This window comes from Gilliamella sp. Lep-s35 (assembly GCF_009795845.1).
Classification (GTDB): Bacteria; Pseudomonadota; Gammaproteobacteria; order Enterobacterales; family Orbaceae; genus Gilliamella.
Map to the genome: position 1 here is coordinate 17,000 of NZ_WTEX01000018.1, position 18,754 is coordinate 35,753.

Annotated in this window: 16 protein-coding genes; 11 read left to right on the forward strand and 5 right to left on the reverse strand. The window is 34.3% G+C overall.

What is annotated here, in order from left to right; all coding sequences use genetic code 11:
• Positions 1-39 precede the first annotated feature (39 nt).
• Genes ybeY through rsfS form a run of 3 tightly spaced genes read right to left on the reverse strand, consistent with a single transcriptional unit; the run spans position 40 to position 1,323 of the window.
• Positions 40-507: an rRNA maturation RNase YbeY gene (gene ybeY, locus GQ590_RS08660; protein WP_160408250.1), complete on the reverse strand. Its 468-nt coding sequence runs from the start codon at positions 505-507 to the stop codon at positions 40-42.
• Between the two features lie 23 nt (positions 508-530).
• Complete coding sequence (gene rlmH, locus GQ590_RS08665) at positions 531-1,001, reverse strand: 23S rRNA (pseudouridine(1915)-N(3))-methyltransferase RlmH (protein ID WP_065636208.1); 471 nt, start codon at positions 999-1,001, stop codon at positions 531-533.
• A gap of 4 nt (positions 1,002-1,005) precedes the next feature.
• The gene (gene rsfS, locus GQ590_RS08670) at positions 1,006-1,323 is read right to left on the reverse strand and encodes a ribosome silencing factor (protein ID WP_091346127.1); all 318 of its coding nucleotides are present in this window, start codon (positions 1,321-1,323) and stop codon (positions 1,006-1,008) included.
• Positions 1,324-1,756: 433 nt separating this feature from the next.
• Here rsfS and GQ590_RS08675 point away from each other — a divergent pair, with 433 nt between their 5' ends.
• Genes GQ590_RS08675 through GQ590_RS08685 form a run of 3 tightly spaced genes read left to right on the forward strand, consistent with a single transcriptional unit; the run spans position 1,757 to position 4,413 of the window.
• Positions 1,757-3,121, forward strand: coding sequence for a hypothetical protein (locus tag GQ590_RS08675; RefSeq protein WP_160408248.1), 1,365 nt, complete (start codon positions 1,757-1,759; stop codon positions 3,119-3,121).
• A gap of 8 nt (positions 3,122-3,129) precedes the next feature.
• A complete protein-coding gene (locus tag GQ590_RS08680) occupies positions 3,130-4,155 on the forward strand; it encodes an SPFH domain-containing protein (protein ID WP_202112943.1) in 1,026 nt (341 codons plus the stop codon).
• A 15-nt stretch (positions 4,156-4,170) separates the two neighbouring features.
• Positions 4,171-4,413, forward strand: a complete 243-nt coding sequence (locus tag GQ590_RS08685; protein ID WP_160408244.1) for a hypothetical protein — start codon at positions 4,171-4,173, stop codon at positions 4,411-4,413.
• 331 nt (positions 4,414-4,744) lie between these two features.
• Here the strand turns inward: GQ590_RS08685 and GQ590_RS08690 are convergent, their stop codons facing one another.
• Positions 4,745-5,671, reverse strand: coding sequence for a TIGR01212 family radical SAM protein (locus GQ590_RS08690; protein WP_160408242.1), 927 nt, complete (start codon positions 5,669-5,671; stop codon positions 4,745-4,747).
• Positions 5,672-5,871: 200 nt separating this feature from the next.
• Positions 5,872-8,292, reverse strand: a complete 2,421-nt coding sequence (gene plsB, locus GQ590_RS08695) for a glycerol-3-phosphate 1-O-acyltransferase PlsB (RefSeq protein WP_160408240.1) — start codon at positions 8,290-8,292, stop codon at positions 5,872-5,874.
• Between the two features lie 471 nt (positions 8,293-8,763).
• Between plsB and dauA the strand changes: the two genes are divergently transcribed.
• The 8 genes from dauA to galM all read left to right on the forward strand — a co-directional run bounded on the left by dauA (position 8,764) and on the right by galM (position 18,745).
• Positions 8,764-10,443 carry a C4-dicarboxylic acid transporter DauA gene (dauA, locus tag GQ590_RS08700; RefSeq protein WP_160408238.1) on the forward strand — a complete coding sequence of 560 codons (1,680 nt, stop codon included), beginning with the start codon at positions 8,764-8,766 and terminating at the stop codon, positions 10,441-10,443.
• A 182-nt stretch (positions 10,444-10,625) separates the two neighbouring features.
• Entirely contained in the window at positions 10,626-11,327 is a 702-nt protein-coding gene (trmB, locus tag GQ590_RS08705; protein WP_160408236.1) for a tRNA (guanosine(46)-N7)-methyltransferase TrmB, read from the forward strand.
• A 178-nt stretch (positions 11,328-11,505) separates the two neighbouring features.
• Positions 11,506-12,669: a histidine-type phosphatase gene (locus GQ590_RS08710; RefSeq protein WP_160408233.1), complete on the forward strand. Its 1,164-nt coding sequence runs from the start codon at positions 11,506-11,508 to the stop codon at positions 12,667-12,669.
• Between the two features lie 476 nt (positions 12,670-13,145).
• Positions 13,146-14,420, forward strand: coding sequence for an MFS transporter (locus GQ590_RS08715; RefSeq protein WP_160408231.1), 1,275 nt, complete (start codon positions 13,146-13,148; stop codon positions 14,418-14,420).
• 45 nt (positions 14,421-14,465) lie between these two features.
• Entirely contained in the window at positions 14,466-15,482 is a 1,017-nt protein-coding gene (gene galE, locus GQ590_RS08720; protein WP_160408229.1) for a UDP-glucose 4-epimerase GalE, read from the forward strand.
• Between the two features lie 45 nt (positions 15,483-15,527).
• Positions 15,528-16,577, forward strand: a complete 1,050-nt coding sequence (galT, locus tag GQ590_RS08725; RefSeq protein WP_160408227.1) for a galactose-1-phosphate uridylyltransferase — start codon at positions 15,528-15,530, stop codon at positions 16,575-16,577.
• Positions 16,578-17,735: a galactokinase gene (galK, locus tag GQ590_RS08730; protein ID WP_160408225.1), complete on the forward strand. Its 1,158-nt coding sequence runs from the start codon at positions 16,578-16,580 to the stop codon at positions 17,733-17,735.
• A complete protein-coding gene (gene galM, locus GQ590_RS08735; RefSeq protein ID WP_160408223.1) occupies positions 17,726-18,745 on the forward strand; it encodes a galactose-1-epimerase in 1,020 nt (339 codons plus the stop codon). Before galK ends, galM begins: the two co-directional genes overlap by 10 nt.
• The last annotated feature ends 9 nt before the right edge of the window (positions 18,746-18,754 follow it).

Genomic DNA, 18,754 nt, shown 5'->3' on the forward strand with positions numbered 1-18,754 from the left:
TGCAAAATAGCATATAACTAAACGGCTTATCGTACATTTTTATTCATCAATGGGTTGATAAGGATCTTCAAACCCCAACTGCTGCATAATATCAATTTCGATATTTTCCATTTCTTCGGCCTCGTCGTCAAGGATATGATCATAGCCCAATAGATGCAAACAACCATGCACAATCATATGTGCCCAGTGTGAAGTTAATGATTTATGTTGCTGATCTGCTTCCGCTTCAACCACTTGCTTACAAATCACCAAATCGCCAAGCAAAGGAACATCAATTTCAATGGGTGACTCAAATGGAAAAGATAATACATTGGTTGGCTTATCTTTATGACGATAGGTATTATTTAATTGCTGACTTTCTTGCTCATCAACAATACGAATAGTTAGCTCGGCATTATCCACAAATTGTGGCAAAATAATCTCTAACCATTGCAAAATTTGCGCCTCGGTTGGCAGATTTTGGCAATCTTTGGTAGCAATTTGTAAATCTAAAATTATTGCGCTCATTCTATTTTGATTACCTTAGGTTATTATTCACGATGATAAGGGTGATTAGTCGTTAAACTCCATGCTCGATAAAGGCTTTCAGCCACAATCACGCGTACTAAAGGGTGTGGAAGAGTAAGCGGGGACAGCGACCAACTCTGCTCGGCTGCCGCTTTACAAGCAGGCGATAACCCCTCAGGGCCACCAATCAATAAACTCACATCTCGCCCATCGGCTTTCCAACGTTCTAACTGCTCGGCTAAATTATGGGTTGTATAAGGTTTACCGGGAATATCGAGTGTCACAATACGATTACTTTTACCGCAGGCATTTAACATCAACTCGCCTTCTTTGTCTAAAATTCGTACAATGTCGGCATTTTTAGTACGCTTACCTGCAGGGATCTCAACAAGCTCTAACGGCATATCTTTAGGAAAGCGAGCACAATAATCATCAAAAGCTGTTGTAACCCAACTTGGCATCTTGGTACCAACAGCAATAAGCTGAATTTTCACGCCATTAACTCCAAAGCTTTTCCAGTTCGTAAAGCTGACGGCTCTCTTCTTGCATAATATGCACAATCACCGAATCCATATCAACTACAACCCAATCGGCATCAGTTTTTCCTTCACTACCTAATACCAAATGCCCCTGTTTTTTAGCTTCATCAAGTAAATGGTTAGCAATAGAGGAAACATGACGATTTGAAGTGCCAGTACAAATAATCATATAATCAGTAATGCTTGATTTGCCACGAACATCAAGGGTAACAATATCTTTGCCTTTTAGATCATCAATCTTATCAATAATAAAATCTTGTAACGACTGCTGCAAAATAAACTCTCTATGATTAAAAAATAAAGCGACATTATAGCATATATTTCAAAAATAACGGCGATGGAATAGCATACATTTTCAAACAAAAAATTAGTGTTGCTGATACAATTTTTGTAAAAAATATTCAGGATTCTATACCGTCTTGAGATTAAAATAATGAAAATAATAATACGAAATTTGAATTGAGATGTGGAATAATCAACAAATATTTAGTGCGACAAAAGATAGAAAACACCAGCTTAAACGCGTTATGAATTTTTTAAAGAATGAGTTTTAATTATACGATTTTACTTTTTTATCGACAAAAAAGGCTATAGCTTATAATATAGCTAACTAAATTACTTACAATCAATCATATAATTAATTTTTAAAAATGACTTCAAATATATTAACCATTAAATGTCCACAATGTGGAAGTATCAAACATAGTTCATTGGGCAATGAAAAATATCAGTGTGAAGGTTGTGGTGCTGTTTATTTTGTTGATAAAAATGATGTACATGTTTTTCATCATCAACAATCTGAACCCCCAAAAACTATCCAGTCAAAAAATAATACAATCAATATTGTAGTTATAATTTGTGCAGCGATTTTTTGTACGGTGATTTTTGGCGTTATAGCTGTTTTGCAGGTTTTAGGCAGTGAAGGCTTTTTTGAATCTAAACCCGTAGCGTATTCAGCAAAAAGTACATCAAATAAAAATCGTACAAATCCACCAGCTACGGTTAATAAAGAAAAATGGACTCATAAAAATATTGATATTTTTGTGTATAAAGATACACCTTATTTGATTATGAAAAGTAAATTAAAAATATCAAAAGACGATCCATTTTCAAGAAGAGAAGAACAGCATTTCATTAAAATTTATGATACCCAAGCAAATCAGTTTGTTGGTCAATTTGAATTGCCTATTGATGAAAAAAGTCATTTTTCAGAACCTATTCCCTATGAATTAAGAAAATGGGACAACGATGATTTTTTATTGTTGATTGATAAACAAAAATTATATCGATTAAATAAGCATAATAAAATTTTTGAATATGTTAATGATACCATGTTTGCAAAACAACCTGAGTTTTCACAAGGATTGGCAGAAATTAAATTTGTAAGCAAAGAATGGGGTGACGGTTTGTATGTGTATACCAATAAAGGGAAGCATTTTTATTTTTACCCTAATATAGATAAACTTTATAAAGATGATGAATTTTATAAAGCAAGAACAGGAGCAACGCCATTACCTGCCAATTTCTCAGTACGTACAGCTTTTAGCTTTAGCACAATAAGCGATGATTACCCAGATGAAAATTGTCGATTAATACAATATGAGTATCAGTATTTACCCGGTTATCCACGTGAAGAGGCATGGTTTAAATGGTCAAATTTTTACTATACAAAACAAAATCAAGCTATTGTTATTATTAACAGCGATACGCCTTATGAAAAAGTCCTTTTGGAACCATGGCTAAAGAAAGCATCTAGAACGTTAAAATATCGAGATTTTACCCCAGATCGTGTTTATTTCTTCCCTAAATTGCTCGATGATAATAGTGATTCGGTGCTAATTGCTTTTTCTACATCACCAGTCAAGAAAGATAATTATGTTATTCAATTATTAGATACGAAAAATGCAGATATTCGTTGGAGCTATAATTTTCCTTTAACGTTTAATAGCGTTAAGGCAAAAATATTGAATGATCGCATTATATTGATGACAGCAGATAAATTAATTCAATTAAATCATCATGGTAAACAAGATTTTATCTTAGATACAAAGTCTTTAGACAGTAATAAGGAATGAATGTAATTATGTTTAGTTTTTTTAAAAAACAATTAGCTTCGGTTATAGAATGGCGTGACAATTCAACTGATATATTGTGGTATCAGTTTCCCGCTAGCAATAATGATCAAATTATCAATGCCAGTAAGCTTATTGTTGCTCCAGGGCAAGGTGCAGTGCTAGTTTATGAAGGTAAAATAGCCGATGTAATTGAAGACATTGGTATCTATAATTTAAAAACCGATAACCATCCATTTATTACAACAATGCTAAAAATAAGGCAGTCTTTTAAGAGTGAACACAAACTTTATATTTATTTTTTCAAAAAAAACAATATCGTTAATCAAGGATGGGGTACCGCATCACCCATTAAGTATTTAGAGCCAGAATATCAGTTCCCAATTCAACTTAAAATGAATGGTAACTATGCTTTTTCAATCGGTAATATTCAACAATTTTATCAACAAATTATTGGTCAACGTAATCAATATACAACTCAAGAAGCAAAAGAATTAATTTCAAATCGTATTATTCAAGAAATAACCAGTTTACTTGCTCAAGTGCAATATAGTTATTTGCAAATAGATTCAAAATTAAGTGAACTATCTGAAAATGTTAAAATGCATTTAATTGATGAATTTGTTAAGTTAGGTTTAACTTTGTCTGATTTTCGTATTGTGGCTTCTCAGTTTGATAGTGAAACCGAAAAAAGAATTGCTAAAATAGCTGACATTTCGGCCGATGCAATTGCCGCGAGCAAAGGTAATTTAAGTTATATTGAAATGGAAAAATTACAAGCTATGCGTGATGCGGCTAAAAATGAAGGGGGAATAGCAGGTTTAGGTGCTCAATTTGTAGCAGGTGCCGAATTATCAAAAATCTACACTCAAAATGTAGCAGATACTGATAATAAGCAAGGCTCTTCTGACTTTGAAAAGATCGATAACGATGATATATATAGTAAGTTAACAAAATTAAAACAATTGTTAGATATCGGGGTAATTACTCAAGCGGAGTATGATGCAAAGAAAAAAGAGTATATTGATAAGCTTTAATTAAGGAATAACAGAATGAAAACATTTTTAGCCAGTCTTCTTATTGCTTTTATTTTTACGTTGTCACTAGGGATAATATTATTAATATGGGATATAAATGTATTTCAATATGTTGATATAACTAAAATCCTTTTAACTATTTTAACTATTGTTGTTAGTAGCATTATATTATGCCTTATTTGGGCATTACTTTTTAATCATGGCGAATACCGCTATGATAAAAAAGAGGGTAATGTAGCCCAATTTAAAAAAAAATAATAGGTTGTTGAGTTTTAGCTATAGCTTAAATTGGTAATTAAATAACTCTATTTCTAAGAAAATTCCTTATCAGTTTTTAGAAAATTATTTTAATCACGAAGTGTAACAACTTTGAGTTTTTACATATAGACTAAAATTAAGATGGAGATGATAATTAAGACATCTTTACTATTTTTCTATCTAATGGTAACCGACAAAGATTGGTGGTATTTCCCCATCAAAATCACCCATCCATATTTATCGGTATCAGTTGAAAATAAATTGATAGCTATTAATAAAAAATGAAGTAGATAAATGAAAAGGATGCTTTTTCCATAATCACTAAATCCGATTATGATTTAAAAAAGTAACAATCACCAATAGCACTACCTTGAGCGCCAAACTGACGTAAATTGTGATCAACAGCATTCATCGATTGCCAGTGGTTTTCGCACCAATCGGGAGCGAGTAAAGTTGGTTTTCTGGCATTAGCTGATATGCGATGATACAAAATATTTGCGGGAGTTTGCCGAATGATATCGCCAGCAATATCAACATATTCATCTAATGACAATACAGCAAGCCGCCCAGCCCGCCACGCTTTTGCCATAATACTACCTTCAACAATATGTAAAGGATGCAGCTTTAAACCGTCCACGCCACTATCAAGCACACGCTCAAGGGTTATGAAATTATCTTGTTTGGTTTCTTTCGGTAAACCAATAATTAAATGAGTGCAAACCTTAATACCAAGTTTGCGCGCTTTTTGTACGGTTTGCTGGTAATCATCAAAAGTATGCCCTCGATTAATATCGTGTAAGGTTTTATCATGGGCTGTTTGTAAACCCAGTTCTAACCAAACTTCATAGCCATTGGATTGATAATGCGCAAGCAAATCAAGTGCTTCATCAGGAACACAATCAGGGCGAGTACCCACACAAAGTCCAACAATATCTGCACTATTGAGGGCTTGTTGATACATATTTTTTAGAATTTCAACCTCAGCGTAGGTGCTCGTATAAGCCTGAAAGTAAGCAAGGTATCGTTTAGATTTTTGCATTTGCTTGGCTTGCAAAGTTAATTGCTCAGAAATTGATTTAACCTGAATAGATTCATCAATGATTGAGGCAACATTACAAAAAGTACAACCACCTTGACCAATAGTACCATCTCGATTAGGGCAGCTAAAGCCACCATGTAAAGTAAGTTTATAGATTTTTTCGCCATAACGACGTTGTAAATCGGAACCAAATGTATTAACGACTAAATGAAGTTGCATAATAAACCAAATAAGATTTTTAATTATTTTATCAATATATCCACAATACTCAATTGGTTTTAAGTAAAAACAATTGATTAATCAAATTATTATTTTAGTAATCTATAATGCCCTCTCCCCAAAAGTGGATAAAAGTCGCTTCTATTGAAAATAGCTTATTAACTAAACCGTATATATCAGCCAAATTTTAGCACTTTGCTTTAGTCGCTCAGATTAATTTCATCTATAGTCTGCATTATCCTTGTAGTAATAAGCGGTTTAAGTATTTCATTCATTTTTTCAATTTTGGGTATGTTTTCATCACCTTGGTCATCTAAATAACCTTGTTCACGCAATGATGCAACTAATGTTGAAAAGACACCTTTATCAAAAAATTCAGGCGCATTAATGCCGTGCAAAACGGATAATCGTTCAGCAATTAATCGACCTTCTTTTTCTAGCATCGCACGGCTAATTGTTGGTTCTTTTTTTAATAAAGAAAACGCAATAGCATAACGTTGCAAAGTATCTTTAGATGATGCCGCAATTAATTGTAATCTGGACATTTTTAAATTATTTAATGTTAATTTATCGTGTGAATAGTTGATAAAGTTTAATTCAGCATACGCATTAATAATTTTATTTACATATTCAGTAAGTTGTTCTTCATTATGATAAACAAATAACTCTGATTTAATTAAAGGGAAAAGTAATTTTACTTGTTGTAAAACTTCATCAGGTGAAATTGGGTTATGTTTGAGCATAATTCTGGCTATGATGGCAGGAATAATCAGTAAATGCTGAATGTTATTGCGATAATAAGTCATTAATACTGCTTGTTCGTTTGTAAGACCAACCATTTCCCCCGCTTCATCAGTAGTAATAATGAATTTGCCCATATCTTTGGCATGTTCAAATAATTCTTCTGCTGTTTGCTCTGGAATAGTAATTAAATTTGAATACGGAATGGCATTTAATAATTTTATTAGGTAATCAATATGTTCTAAAAGTCTGGCTTTGGTTAAAGCTCGCTGATCAGCCGCTAATAAGATTGAACAACATAAGTTCATTGCATTAATTGCTGCTGATGAATTGATATGCTCCATAATTTGTTTAGCAAGTAAGTTGGTTGTTGGTGTTAACCATTGTGGACGTTGGGTACCTGTTGCTTCGATAGCATCGCGCCATTCTGGAACATGTTGGTTTAGAAATTGATTTAATGGAATAGGTTGACCAAAGTTAACATAACCAAATCCTAATTTTTTGAGTTTTAAAAATGCTTTGATAGTACGCCATAAACTCTCTTTTTCTTTTTTTGCGCCACGCAATTCGTTAGCATAGGTTGCGACCTCTAATACATGTTCATAACCAATATAAACAGGAACAATTGCAATAGGTCTTGCATCACCACGTAGTAATGTTTGAATGGTCATCATTAACATACCCGTTTTAGGATCGAGTAACCGACCTGTACGCGAGCGCCCACCTTCTACAAAATACTCAACAGCATAACCACGAATGAATAACTCGGCTAAATATTCACGAAAAACAGAAGTGTAGAGTTTATTACCTCGGAACGAACGGCGGATAAAAAACGCACCCAATCGTCTAAAAATAGGACCTGCAGGCCAAAAGTTTAGGTTAATACCTGCAGCAATATGTGGCGGAACTAAACCTTGTCGATAAAGCACATAAGATAATAATAAGTAGTCCATATGGCTACGGTGACAAGGTGCATAGACAATTTCATGGCCATTTTGTGCCAATTCACGAACAGGATCGGCATTGGTCACTTTTAGTCCTTGATAAAGTCGATGCCAGGCCCAAGTAAGGACAAAATCTGTCACTCTGAGCATACGATAAGAAAAATTAGCGGCAATTTCGTTTAAATTAGCTAATGCATTTTTTTTCGCTTTATCAAGAGTGATATTTTTACTTTTTGCTTCTTCTTGTATGGCTTCTGAAATAACTTGCTTTTTGAGTAAATTATTGAGCATTGCTTGACGAACAGGCAGCTTAGGGCCAATTGAAGCCATACGTTGTTTGGCAAAATGAATACGCGCAACTCGTGCCAACTTATGGGCTAACACTGAAAGATCTTGCTCTGCAACATCGATATCTTTAAACGAAACAGTACGAGAAAAGCGTGTATAACAGTCTCTTCCTGACGTTATTATTTTTAAAAATTTACTGGTTGCACCAAGCACTTGTAGTGATAACTTTTTTTTGCCTTCTTTATCAGGTCGACGCCCAAACATGACCGAAACAGGTAACATTTGAATATCAAGATCATGATTTTGTTGATGTGCTGAAATATAATCTCTTAAAATACCAATTGCTTTATTTTTTTGTTGATTTGATGCAAAAATACCAGGGCCTTTGTCAATATAGATATAAGCTGGAACGTTTTTTCCGTTGATGTCGATACCTATTAATGGATCGGGTAAATTAAATTGTAAACAAAGTGACCGAATTACCATCAAATCGATTTGAGAGTTGTAAGGTAATACATATAAAATGGGTTTATCGATATCAAGGTCTAATTCTGTTATCGGATCAGTAGGAATCGGTTTACTTTTAACAAAAAGTTTTACCAGCATTTGGATAAGAAAAAAATAAACTTTACTCCACCAAGAAAACATAAAAAATAAACCTCATACTTTTGTATTATTGACATACTTAACTGATTTTAATTATTTAACTTATTAACTAAACAAAATATTTTACTTGTAAAGCTAGATAGTGTTTTGATAAATTAAAAAGCAATTAAGTATATACTTATTACCATTTGATTGTTAACAAATTTGCACAATCTTTAGACCATATGATTTTAGATAAATAAAAACTTGATTATAACGTTTTATTGCTAGCAACGCCACGAATCTACTCGGCTTTTATCTTCAATATTAATTTTATAAATAAATTTGTGTATTGTACTTTGCATATAAAAAAATAAAAAAATGAATTATATTTATTAGATAGTAATGTAATTAATCTTTATCTACATAAAGATTCTATAAAAAGAGGTTTATTTTCATAACACACTTTTATTTTCTGTAAAAAAGATTATCTTATTAGACACTTAAGATAATTTTCCCCTAATTGATTAAAAAATGAAATTATATGGCCTTTCTAACACTAAAATTAGCTGTGCATTGATATCTGCATGTATAAGTACCCCTTACAACACTACTCGTTTTATCAAAGATTTAATTGCCGGAATAACTGTTGGTATTATAGCAATACCATTAGCAATGGCACTGGCAATCGCTAGTGGTGTACCTCCTCAGCATGGCCTATATACTGCAATTATAGCGGGATTTGTAATTGCATTAACAGGTGGTTCAAAGTTTAGTGTTTCTGGGCCTACAGCAGCCTTTGTAGTTATTTTATATCCTGTGTCATTACAATATGGATTATCGGGGTTATTTATTGCAACATTACTGTCTGGTATATTTCTTGTATTAATGGGATTGATTCGATTAGGTCGATTAATTGAATATATCCCATTACCGGTTGTATTAGGTTTTACTTCAGGCATTGCTATCACTATCGCGACCATGCAAATAAAAGATTTTTTTGGTCTAACACTTGAACATATGCCAGAAAGTTATATTAGTAAAGTTATTGAACTCGCTCAAACACTACCAACCATTAATATTGCTGACACAATAGTTGGCGTAATAACATTGATTGTATTAATTGTATGGCCAAAACTTAGGCTTAAAATATCCGGTCATTTACCGGCACTGATGGCTGGCATTGCTGCCATGTTTATTTTTAATCAATTCGGCTATCAAATTGAAACGATTGGTTCACGATTTACCTATACACTAGCTGATAATACGATAGGTCATGGCATACCCTCTGTTCTACCAGAGTTTATTTTACCTTGGCAGCATGCTGAGTTTACTTGGGATTGGTCAACATGTACTGCCTTACTACCAATTTCACTGACCATGGCAATGTTATGTGCAATTGAGTCGTTACTTTGTGCTGTGGTATTAGATGAAATGACACACACTAAACATCACTCAAATAGTGAACTTATTGGTCAAGGTTTAGGAAATATTATTGCACCATTTTTTGGTGGAATTTCAGCAACAGCGGCTATTGCACGGTCGGCGGCAAATGTCAAAGCAGGTGCAACTTCGCCTATTGCCGCTGTTTTGCATTCTTTAGTTGTTTTACTTGCTCTTATTTGCTTTGCACCAGCATTATCATTTATCCCACTTTCTGCTATGGCGGCATTATTACTTATCGTGGCATGGAATATGAGTGCTGTTCAACGCGTCATTTATATTATCAAATGCGCGCCTAAAGATGATATTTTAATTATGCTTATTTGCATGTCGTTAACAGTCCTATTTGATATGGTGATTGCCATTACACTTGGGATTGTACTTGCCTCAATTTTATTTATGCGTCGTATTGCCCGCATGACTCGCTTAGTTGAACTTAATCGTAGCGATAATAAAATCTTAGCATTACGCATTAATGGACCACTGTTTTTTGCTGCTGCTGAACGCACATTTTTAGAAATCTATCAAAAGATTAATGGATATAGACATATAGTACTACAATGGGATGCTGTACCTATTCTTGATGCTGGTGGGCTCAATGCTTTAATACATTTTATTGATGAACTACCTGAAGATGTTGATTTATCAATTTGTGAGTTACAATTTCAACCACTAAAGACACTAGCTCGTGCAAAAATAGTTCCTATTTCTAATAAACTGATGTTCTATTCAACATTAGATGAAGCACTGAAAGATAAAACTAAGCCTTAATAACTAATTCACTGTGCAGTGAAAGTTTGAATAAAACTAATTACTGTGCAGTAAATTGAGTCTTGACTATCTTTTTTCATTTCCTAAATTATTTTTGATATGTTGTGAACTTAAAATCGGGTAAACTAACAAATAAACTATCAATTAGCTGTAGAAATTCCATAAGCAAAGTAGATAATGTAATGAATGAACAATTAAAAACTAATAACCCAAATATCAACACCAAAAGAGCCATTCGTAGTTTTGTTTTAAGGCAAGGACGTTTAACCAAAGGGCAAGAGCAAGCATTAATCAATTTATGGCCTATCTTTGGTATTGAATATAATGCAAATTCCCCCATTACTTTTGACACAAACACACCTATAGTGCTAGAAATCGGTTTTGGCATGGGAGCTTCGCTTGTTGAAATGGCAAAACAAGCACCCAATAAAATTTTTTTAGGAATTGAAGTGCACAAGCCCGGTGTTGGTGCTTGTTTAATGGCAATTGAAGAAAACCAATTATCAAACTTAAAAGTAATGTGCCATGATGCTGTAGAAGTATTAGAAAATATGATTCCTAATCATTCACTAGATAAAGTACAAATCTTTTTCCCTGATCCTTGGCATAAAGCAAGACATAATAAGCGCCGCATTATTCAACCCCAATTTGTACAGTTAATTCGACAAAAATTAAAATTAGGTGGCATTTTGCATCTTGCAACAGATTGGCAACATTACGCAGAACATATGTTAGAAGTTTTAACCCAAGCGGAAGGATTTGAAAATTTATCACCAACGGGAGATTACATTCCTAGACCAGATGATAGGCCAATTACAAAATTTGAAAAACGAGGGAAAAATCTTGGTCATGGTGTTTGGGATTTGCAATTTATGAAAAAATAATGGATAAATAGCAATCCATTAAGGAACCATTATACAAAATGAAATAATTGATTTAATTTATTACCGCCGCCCTGTTGAAGCTTATAACTCAACCCCATTAACACTGGCAAAAATAATCGATTATTCAAGTAGCGTAGTTTTATTTTAGATTATCTACATAAATAAGGTTGGTTCAAAAATGATAAACAAGCACTACCAATTAGAAAAAGTTGTTATATTAAGCCGTCATGGTATTCGTACACCGTTACAAAATACACTTGAATTTCTTGAACAAGTAACACCATTTGAATGGCCTAAATGGCAACATTCCTATGGTTATTTAACAACGCGAGGAGGTGCTTTAGAAGTCTATTTTGGACACTATTTATCGCAATGGCTTGAAACCCATAACATAAAACCTTCAGTAACTGCTCCAAAAATATTTGTTTATGCTAATAGCCTACAAAGAACTGTCGCAACCGCACAATTTATTATCGCTGGTGCTTATGCTGGTTATGATATTGCAATTAACCATAAATACCCAATCGAAAAGATGGATCCTATTTTTGATCCAAGCCTACGGGATGATTCACCAGAATTAAAACAAGCGGTATTACATGACATTGAACAAACCAATCAAGCTGAGTCCATTTTTAAAAATTTAGCGCCCGCTTATGAAGTTTTATCTGATATTTTAGATTATCGACATTCAACATTATATGCCAAACACCAATGTCCATTAGCTGATATTCCGCTTAAGCTTCATCTGGAAAAAAATGAAGAGCCAGCATTACTTGGCGCACTAGCGATAGGCGCATCAGCGGTTGATGCCTTTGTATTACAATATTATTCAGCTTTTCCTAAAGAACATATTGCATGGGGAAGAATAAATGACTTAGCCCAGTGGCAACAAATCGTTCAGCTTCGTAATCAATATATTAATTTAATATGCCACACTAAAACACTGGCAAAACATTCTGCTACGCCCATCATCAATACTATAGACAATCTTATGCAACAAGATAATACAGTAAACTTACTTGTAGGGCACGATAGTACAATTGCATCATTGCTAGGGGCATTAGAGTTTGAAACTTATCAACTACCAAAGCAATTTGAAAGCACACCAATAGGTGGAAAAGTCGCTTTACAACGTTTTAGACACTTATCTACTGGAGAATACTTTTTTAAAGCTGAATATATTTATCAAAGCTTTGAACAACTCCATAACGGACAAGTACTGAACGCGGATAATCCACCACAGCATTATCAACTACAACTGAAAAATGCAGCGATTAATAATGAGGGTTATTATAGTTGGTCAGATTTTGAGGAACGAATAAAATCTTTCAAAATTAACTAATTATCGTTAAATTATTCAATGTCGCCTAAAATTGAATAAGCTAATAACGATAAACAAACAAAGATTATAATAACAAAAATTTTGTTAAAAACTTTCAGGAAAGGTATCCGTTTCAGTATAAAACAAACACGAAATGTAATCGATTTTAAGAAAGATTGCGTTTTATTGGCTAAAATCTATTCTAATTAATTAACCTAAATCTTCTTTTTAAGTAAACCACTCATAAATCATGATGGTTATTATCATAAAAAGATTAAGATTATACATAAACACATACCTTTCCTGAAAGTTTTTGACAGAATCAATTATAACACTTAATGTAAACGATTTCATAAAGTGTTATCTAGATCACTTTTTACAACCTTCTTTAATGTTATTATCGCTTTTAACAAATAACTTTCCTATTCTTAAAAAGAATGTAATCGATTTCTAAATGAGTGTGTTAATCATTTAAAGCCTAACAAAGGAAGTTCATTATGAATCAAAAAATAAAATTATCACTAAGTAATAAGAATTATTGGGTATTTAGTATCTACTTCTTTCTTTACTTTTTTATTATGGGCGCATATTTCCCATTTTTTCCTGTTTGGTTAAAAATGAATGGTCTAGATGAAGCAAATACTGGATACGTTTTTTCATTTATTTCATTATTTGCGCTTTTTTTTCAACCTTTGTTTGGATTGATTTCTGACAAATTAGGATTAAAAAAACATCTTCTTTGGATTATCACTCTACTTCTTGTATTATTTGGACCATTTTTTATATTCGTTTTAGGACCTTTACTTCAATTTAATGTCACTTTAGGCGCCATTGCTGGTGGGCTTTATCTTGGTATGGTGTTTAGTGGTGGAGCGCCTGCTATTGAAGCTCTAGTTGAAAAAATAAGTCGACGCAGTGGATTTGAGTTTGGACGTAGTCGTATGTTTGGTTGTTTTGGTTGGGCAATTTGTGCTTCATTTGTTGGAATTATGATTTCTAAAAATGTCAATGCTGTTTATTGGTTATGCTCTGGATTTGCATTGATTCTTCTATTTCTAGTCAAAATTGCCGATCCTGCCAAAACGTCAACGACCGAAGTTGTTGAGCAAATGGGATTAAACAAACCTGAACCATTTAATCTAAAACTTGCTATTAATTTACTTAAAATGCGTAAAACTTGGTTTTTTATGCTTTACATAATTGGGGTTGCTTGTACTTATGATGTATTTGATCAACAGTTTGCTAACTTTTTTACTTCATTTTTTTCTAGTGAGCAAGTGGGTCGAGAAGCATTTGGCTATGTCACAACACTTGGCGAATTCTTAAATGCAACAGTAATGTTTTTTGCACCACTGATTGTCATGAAAATAGGCAGTAAAAATACCCTACTCATTGCTGGTACGATTATGTCTATTCGTATCACAGGCTCAGCATTTGCTAGCTCTGCAGTCGAAGTTGTTATATTAAAAACATTACATATGTTTGAAGCGCCTTTACTACTTGTTGGTGCATTTAAATATATTACCACACACTTCCCTATTCGTTTATCTGCAACTGTTTACTTAATTGCATTTTGTTTTGCAAAACAACTATCGATTATGTTTATGTCCATATTTGCCGGCCTAATGTATGTTAAAATAGGTTTTGAAGGAGCATATTTAGTCCTTGGTTTTATCGCATTTAGTTTTACTCTAATTTCTTCCTTCACATTATCAGGGCGTGGACCATGGGATCTGTGGAAACATAAAAGCAGTGAAAGGTCTGAAGATTAGCAGACACTCACTATAACTATTATTGAATTAGATGAAGGTTTTATTATGAAAATATTAGTAACTGGTGGTTGTGGGTATATAGGTAGTCACACATGTGTTCAATTAATTCAATCTGGTTATACGCCAATTGTGCTTGATAATTTATTCAACAGCAAGGCTTCGGTATTAGATAGAATACAAACAATCACAGGAAAAAAAGTCGATTTTTATCAAGGTGATGTTTGTGACGCACAATTATTAGCAAAAATATTTGCTGAACATAGCATTAGTGCAGTTATTCACTTTGCGGGCCTTAAAGCAGTCGGCGAATCAGTACACAAACCACTTGAATATTATGAAAATAATGTTTACGGCAGTATTGTACTAATGAAGGCAATGCGTAATGCTGGAGTTAAACAGTTAGTATTTAGTTCATCAGCAACGGTTTATGGTGAGCTTGCGCCAGTTCCTTATGTGGAAACTTTACCACAAGGCTTACCCACTAGCCCGTATGGTAAAAGTAAGTTAATGGTTGAACAATGTATTATGGACTTAGCCGTTGCTGAACCTGATTGGTCATTAACTTTACTTCGTTATTTTAATCCTGTTGGCGCTCACCCAAGTGGTTTAATGGGTGAAGATCCACTAGGTATTCCTAATAACCTTATGCCATATATCACTCAAGTTGCTGTTGGCAAACGTGAATCATTAGCCGTTTTTGGTAATGACTACCCAACAACGGATGGTACTTGTGTGCGTGATTTTATCCATGTTGTTGATTTGGCTGATGGACATATTGCAGCACTCAAAGCCGATCATAACCAACATGGGGTACATATTTACAATTTAGGCTCAGGTGTTGGTTATAGCGTATTACAAGTTATCACCGCTTTTGAAAAAGCATCAGGAAAACCACTCAATTGGCATTTTGCGCCAAGGCGTGAAGGGGATTTACCCGCTTTTTGGGCTGATGCAAAAAAAGCGGAACAAAAATTGGGGTGGAAAACCAAACTCACGCTTGATGATATGGTAAAAGATTCATGGAATTGGCAATCAAATAACCCTCAAGGTTATCCTGATTAAATGATATAAACCAATAAATTCAGCAAAATTAAAGAAGAGGTAAAAATGGCTAATTTTGACCCTGTTGATCATCCTCATCGACGTTATAACCCACTAACAGGCCAATGGGTATTAGTTTCACCACATCGAGCTAAACGACCTTGGCAAGGCCAACAAGAAACGTTAAACGAAGAACAAAAACCAAGTTACGATGCAAACTGTTTTTTGTGTCCAAGTAATCAACGTGTAACAGGTGATATCAATCCCAATTACACGGGAACGTTTGTTTTTACCAATGATTTTGCTGCATTAATAGAAGATACGCCTGAATCACCACAAAGTACAGATCCACTATTTCAAATGCAAAGTGCAAAAGGAACGAGCCGAGTTATCTGTTTTTCACCTGATCACAGTAAAACGTTGCCAGAACTTGATTTAGCCGCTATTGAAGGAGTTATTAAAACTTGGATCGAGCAACTGCAAGAACTTAGTCAACGTTATCCTTGGGTACAAATATTTGAAAACAAAGGATCAGCAATGGGATGCTCTAACCCCCATCCACATGGACAAGTTTGGGCTAATAGCTTTTTACCGAATGAAATTGCGCGTGAAGATCTAAATATGCGTAATTACTTTGAAAAATACCATCGCAATTTATTGGTTGATTATGCTGAAAAGGAACTTATTAATCGTGAGCGAATCGTTGTAGAAACTAAGTATTGGCTTGCCGTTGTTCCTTTTTGGGCAATATGGCCATTTGAAACCTTATTATTACCAAAAATTCACATTCCACAATTAACCCAATTAAATGACGAACAACAAAGTGATTTAGCTATTGCGCTCAAAAAATTAACGAGTCGCTACGATAATTTATTTCATTGCTCTTTCCCATACTCTATGGGCTGGCATGGTGCGCCATTTATGCAAGATAAAAATGATTATTGGCAAGTACATGCACATTTTTATCCCCCTTTATTACGTTCCGCCACAGTAAAAAAATTTATGGTAGGTTACGAAATGTTAGCCGAAGTACAAAGAGATTTAACCCCAGAGCAAGCAGCTGAAAGATTACGTAACGTTAGTGATGTGCATTATAAAGACAAAAAGGATAAATAGATGAACGCATTAATCAGAGCAACGACACAAGCATTTGAATCTAAATTTGATTATAAACCCGATACACTTATACAAGCCCCCGGTCGTGTAAACTTGATTGGCGAGCATACCGATTATAATGATGGTTTTGTTTTACCTTGTGCTATCGATTATCAAACGATAATAAGTTGTCACAAACGTTCAGATAATCTTGTTCGAGTTATTGCGGTTGATTATGATAATCAACAAGATGAATTTTCGTTAGACTTACCTATTGAAAAACACGCCAAATATCAATGGGCAAACTATGTGCGTGGCGTAGTAAAACACCTAAAAAAATATGCTAATAATATTTGCGGCGTTGATTTGGCAATCAGTGGTAATGTGCCTCAAGGTGCAGGATTAAGCTCATCAGCATCACTTGAAGTTGCTGTAGCAAAGATGTTTCAGGTTTTATATAATTTACCATTAGATGGCACTAAATTAGCATTGATCGGTCAAGAAGCCGAAAACCAATTTGTTGGTTGCAATTGCGGTATTATGGATCAACTGATCTCCGCCCTTGGGCAAGCTCAACATGCATTGCTAATCGACTGCCGATCATTAGAAGTTAAACCTGTTTCAATTCCTACAGATTTTGCAGTTGTGATTATTAACTCTAATATCAAACGCGGATTAGTTGATAGCGAATATAATACCCGACGCAAGCAATGCGAGGCAGCAGCTAAGGCGCTCGGCGTAAAAGCACTACGTGATGCATCGTTAGATGATTTAAAACATATTGAAAGTACGCTCGATCCAATTGCTTATAAACGTGCTCGCCATGTGATAACTGAAAACGAACGGACTATAAAAGCAGCTCAAGCTTTAGCTAATGGTGACTACAAATTGTTATCAAATCTAATGGCTCAAAGCCACAACTCTATGCGCGATGATTTCGAAATTACTGTACCTGCTATTGATTACCTTGTTGAAATTATCCACAATGTTATTGGTGAACAAGGTGGCGTACGTATGACTGGTGGTGGCTTTGGTGGTTGTGTGGTCGCTTTAGTGCCAAAAGCTAAAGTTGACGATGTTAAAACGATAGTTAACCACAATTATGTAAAAAAGTTTGGTATTAAAGAAGACTTCTATATCTGCCACCCAAGTGAAGGAGCTAACGTGATATGCCTATAAAACAGATAATCACACTTTCAAACAAGCACGGTATGCAAATTAAACTATCGAACTGGGGAGCCACGTGGCTCTCTTGTATATTGCCTGTCGATGAACAAAACCGTGAAGTATTACTGGGTTGCCAAACTTTCGAACAATATGAAAAGCAAGATGCTTATTTAGGTGCTACAATTGGCCGATACGCTAACCGTATTGCCAACGCGACAATTGATATTGACAATAGACACTACCCACTTGTGGCTAATCAAGGTGTAAACCAGTTACATGGAGGCAAGTTAGGTTTTGATAAACAACTATGGCACATTCAATCTCAATCTGATCAACAAATCACATTTACTTTAACATCACCTGATGGTGATCAAGGTTTCCCTGGTGAACTTAATGTTGAAGTTACCTATCAATTGACTGATGACAATAAAGTCGTTATCAAATTTAAAGCAACAACTACCAAAACAACACCTGTTAACTTAACCAATCATGCTTACTTTAATCTAGATGGAGAAACTAGCAAAGATATTCTTAACCACACCTTGCAAGTTAATGCTAACTTATACTTACCTGTTGATAGTAATGGCATACCAAGTAATGATTTAGTTTGTGTCACCAAAAACGATATGGATTTACGTAAACCAAGGCTAATATCTGATAGATTATTAGCAAGTCTTGATCGACAAATTACAGGCGGTTACGATCATGCTTATTTATTGGATAAAAATCAAGCTATAGCCGCTAAGCTTGTTTCATCTGATAAAAAAGTGACAATGAATATCACAACGACCAAACCATCTTTACAAGTATATACAGGGAATTTTTTACAACATACACCAAATCGCCATAACGGCGAATATGATAACTTTGCAGGGATCGCGTTAGAAACGCAGTTTTTACCTGATAGCCCTCATCATCCTAAATGGCCACAAGAAAGTTGTTGGTTGCAACCAAATCAGATTTATAGCCATCAAACAACTTATCAATTTACCTGTAGAAATTCCTCACATTGTTTACCGTAATTTGAGAAA

Bases quoted from the DNA above. Each gene is read 5' to 3' on its own strand.
- trmB (WP_160408236.1), top strand. From the start codon at position 10,626: ATGAATGAACAATTAAAAACTAATAACCCAAATATCAACACCAAAAGA.
- GQ590_RS08680 (WP_202112943.1), top strand. From the start codon at position 3,130: ATGTTTAGTTTTTTTAAAAAACAATTAGCTTCGGTTATAGAATGGCGT.
- galM (WP_160408223.1), top strand. From the start codon at position 17,726: ATGCCTATAAAACAGATAATCACACTTTCAAACAAGCACGGTATGCAA.
- dauA (WP_160408238.1), top strand. From the start codon at position 8,764: ATGAAATTATATGGCCTTTCTAACACTAAAATTAGCTGTGCATTGATA.
- galE (WP_160408229.1), top strand. From the start codon at position 14,466: ATGAAAATATTAGTAACTGGTGGTTGTGGGTATATAGGTAGTCACACA.
- GQ590_RS08685 (WP_160408244.1), top strand. From the start codon at position 4,171: ATGAAAACATTTTTAGCCAGTCTTCTTATTGCTTTTATTTTTACGTTG.
- GQ590_RS08690 (WP_160408242.1), bottom strand. From the start codon at position 5,671: ATGCAACTTCATTTAGTCGTTAATACATTTGGTTCCGATTTACAACGT.
- ybeY (WP_160408250.1), bottom strand. From the start codon at position 507: ATGAGCGCAATAATTTTAGATTTACAAATTGCTACCAAAGATTGCCAA.
- galK (WP_160408225.1), top strand. From the start codon at position 16,578: ATGAACGCATTAATCAGAGCAACGACACAAGCATTTGAATCTAAATTT.
- plsB (WP_160408240.1), bottom strand. From the start codon at position 8,292: ATGTTTTCTTGGTGGAGTAAAGTTTATTTTTTTCTTATCCAAATGCTG.
- GQ590_RS08710 (WP_160408233.1), top strand. From the start codon at position 11,506: ATGATAAACAAGCACTACCAATTAGAAAAAGTTGTTATATTAAGCCGT.
- GQ590_RS08715 (WP_160408231.1), top strand. From the start codon at position 13,146: ATGAATCAAAAAATAAAATTATCACTAAGTAATAAGAATTATTGGGTA.
- galT (WP_160408227.1), top strand. From the start codon at position 15,528: ATGGCTAATTTTGACCCTGTTGATCATCCTCATCGACGTTATAACCCA.